Raw genomic sequence first — 2,879 nt, 5'->3', positions numbered from 1 at the left:
GACCCACCCGGCTTACGGCCCCGCTCCTTCTGGGAGACAGCCCTCCGCCCACCCCAGCCGTCGCGGGCGGAGATCGTCGCCCAGGTCGTCGTGGGATGCGCCCTCGTCATCGTCATCGCCCTGGCGGTGATGGCGCGATGAACCCCACCGGGATGGTCGCGATCGAGATCACCGCCGCCACGGTCCGGGTCGGCGACCAGCTGGTCGTTGGCGGACGGCCCTACACCGTGTGCGACATGAGCGCGCTCGCCAGCGGCGGCAAGCTGCTGCACTTCGCGGGGGGCGAGTCGTTCCACATGGGCTGCTTCACCGTCCTGTGGGCCAGCCGCCACATCTCCCAGCTCCCCGGCTTTATCCCGCCCCGCCCGAGACGGTACGAGGGAACGCGCCGCCAGCGCACCGCGCGGTAGCGGAGGCAGACGATCCGAACCCGCTGAACGCCGGGGCGAGCGGCCCCCGAGGCGTCACGCAGCCACGTTGCGGCGAGCCTCCGACGGCGGGCCCCACCGGGCTCTGTCGGCGGCCTGGCCGCTCGGCCGGGACCGGCCGTGAGGCCGCATGCCCGGCCGGGGGCGGCCGGGGGCCGCCCGGCGCGCCGGTAGGCGCGCCCCTTGAGCCAGTAAAGATATTTCGGACCCACGATGTCCCGGCGTGTGCCCCGGCGAGCGGTGAGGGGCCGGTTGTCTGTAAGCACTTCTGTGGGCTCCACCGTGGCAACGTGAAGTGGCCCCACTGGGCGTAACAAGTTGTTTTGGCCCCACCACCCGAGATGTGCGACATGCCCACGTTGGAGTGAATCCGGTAGGCCGCCTGTCCAGCGACGTCAGGGTGTGGTCCGTCGTTCACGGTCATGTCGGAGGCCGTGTCGGTCGGTTCACGGTCGTGTCGGGAGGCCGGATGGGCTCATCGCGGGTTGATCTGTTTGCGAACATCCGTCGGGACAAGCGTCTTGATCCCGGGGTCTCGCAGCGTGCGTTGGCGGAGAAGTACGGGGTTCACCGTCGGACTGTTCGCCAGGCGCTTCGGTCAGCGGTGCCGCCTCCGCGCAAGGCGCACAAGCCGCGGGCGACGGTGCTGGACCCGGCGAAGGCGTGGATCGACGCAATGCTGTGGGAGGACCTGTCCTCGCCGCGCAAGCAGAAGCACACCGCCCGCCGCATCCACCAGCGCCTGGCGGAGGAGTACGGGTTCGACGCGGCGTCGTACTCGACGGTCTGTGACTACGTGGGCAGGCGCCGACTTCAGATCGCGGTGGAGGCCCGTGAAGGGCGTGAGCATATGGACGGTGTCGTTCCGCAGATACACCTGCCAGGTGAAGAGGCCGAGGTCGATTTCGCTGACGTGTGGGTGCGTCTGGCCGGGGTGGTGGTGAAGTGCAACCTGTTCACGCTGCGGCTGTCCCACTCAGGCAAGGCCGTCCACCGGGTGTTCGCCTCCCAGGCCCAGGAGGCGTTCATGGAGGGCCACGTCGAGGCGTTCAAGGTGCTGGGCGGGGTCCCGACCAGGCACATCCGTTACGACAACCTGAAGCCGGCGGTCCGGCAGGTCTGCACCGGCCGCAACCGGGTGGAGTCCGAGCGGTGGACCGCATTCCGCGCCCACTACGGCTTCGACGCCTTCTACTGCATCCCTGGCGAGGAAGGCGCTCATGAGAAAGGCGGAGTTGAGCAGGAAGGCGGCCGGTTCCGCCGCACCCATCTGGTCCCAGTCCCGGACGTCGCCTCGCTGGAGGAGCTGAACGCCAGGATCGAGAAGATCGACGCGGAGGAGGACGAACGCGTCCTGCGCGGGAAGCTCACGACGATCGGCTTCAACTTCACCATCGAGGCCGAAGAACTCGCCCCGTTGCCGGACGAGGACTTCGAGTGCGGGATCACGATGACCCCGAAAGTCGACCGCTCCAGCCGGATCACCGTGCGGCAGTGCCACTACTCGGTGCCGGCGCGGTTCATCGGCCAGCGGGTGCGAGTCCTCCTGCGGGGCAACGAGCTGCTGGTCTTCGACCGGCGCAAGGTCGTCGCACGGCATCCGCGGCTGACCAAGCGCTACGACTATCGCGACGAACTCGACCACTACCTGGAGATCCTGCTGGCCAAGCCCGGCGCCATGGCGGGTTCGACCGCGCTGGCCACCGCACGCGCCGAAGGCTCCTTCACCTCGGTCCACGAGGCGTTCTGGGCCCAGGCCCGGACCGATCACGGTGACGCGGCCGGAACCCGTGCGCTGATCGAGGTGCTGCTGCTGCACCGGCGCCTGCCCGCGGATGTGGTCCTGGCGGGTATCACCGCCTCGCTCACGGCCGGCTCTACCAGCCCCGACGTGGTCGCCATCGAAGCCCGCAAAGCCGCCGCGGAGGCCCGGGAGAAGGAACCGGCAGACGAGGAGAACCCGCCCTGGGACGAGCACGGCGACCACGTCGTGTCCCTGCCTGTCCGCAGCGTCCCGCTGCCCGCGGATACCCGTCCGCCGCCCTCGGTGGACATCTATGACCAGCTGCTGACCCGCCGACCGAAAGGCACAGCATGACCACCCCCCTCTTCACCGACCCCTCCCACCAGAAGATTCCCAAGCCCCGGGCGGACACCTCCGCCCAGGGCGCCGTCGAGACCGTCATCGACGAAGCCTGCCGCACCCTGCACCTGCCCACCATCCGCGACCGCTACGAGGACATCGCCGCCGCCGCGCTCAAAGAACAGGCCACCTACAAGGACTTCCTCGCCGATCTCCTGGAAGCCGAGTGCCATCAGCGCGAGGAACGCAAGAAACTCCGGCTGGTTAGCCTCGTGCTTTCACGAGGTGGGTTGCCCGAAGCTTGATCATAAAAGCGAGAAGTGCTCCTGACCTGCAACGATAGGGCTTGTCGAGAGTCCTGTTGGTTG

General features: G+C 68.5%; 3 protein-coding genes. All 3 read left to right on the top strand.

The window, feature by feature from the left end; genetic code table 11:
* The first annotated feature begins 137 nt into the window (after nt 1-137).
* The 3 genes from DEH69_RS22400 to DEH69_RS22390 all read left to right on the top strand — a co-directional run bounded on the left by DEH69_RS22400 (nt 138) and on the right by DEH69_RS22390 (nt 2,816).
* Nucleotides 138-410: a hypothetical protein gene (locus DEH69_RS22400; protein WP_113688806.1), complete on the top strand. Its 273-nt coding sequence runs from the start codon at nt 138-140 to the stop codon at nt 408-410.
* A gap of 487 nt (nt 411-897) precedes the next feature.
* Nucleotides 898-2,526 carry an IS21 family transposase gene (gene istA, locus DEH69_RS22395; RefSeq protein ID WP_113688805.1) on the top strand — a complete coding sequence of 543 codons (1,629 nt, stop codon included), beginning with the start codon at nt 898-900 and terminating at the stop codon, nt 2,524-2,526.
* Nucleotides 2,523-2,816 (top strand): ATP-binding protein, encoded by a 294-nt coding sequence (locus DEH69_RS22390; RefSeq protein WP_113688804.1) that lies wholly within the window; start codon nt 2,523-2,525, stop codon nt 2,814-2,816. Before istA ends, DEH69_RS22390 begins: the two co-directional genes overlap by 4 nt.
* Nucleotides 2,817-2,879: the final 63 nt, after the last annotated feature.

Source organism: Streptomyces sp. PT12 (genome assembly GCF_003311645.1).
Taxonomy (GTDB): Bacteria; Actinomycetota; Actinomycetes; order Streptomycetales; family Streptomycetaceae; genus Streptomyces.
The sequence above is the reverse complement of the archived record's forward strand: the minus strand, read 5'-3'. Positions and strand labels throughout refer to the sequence as shown.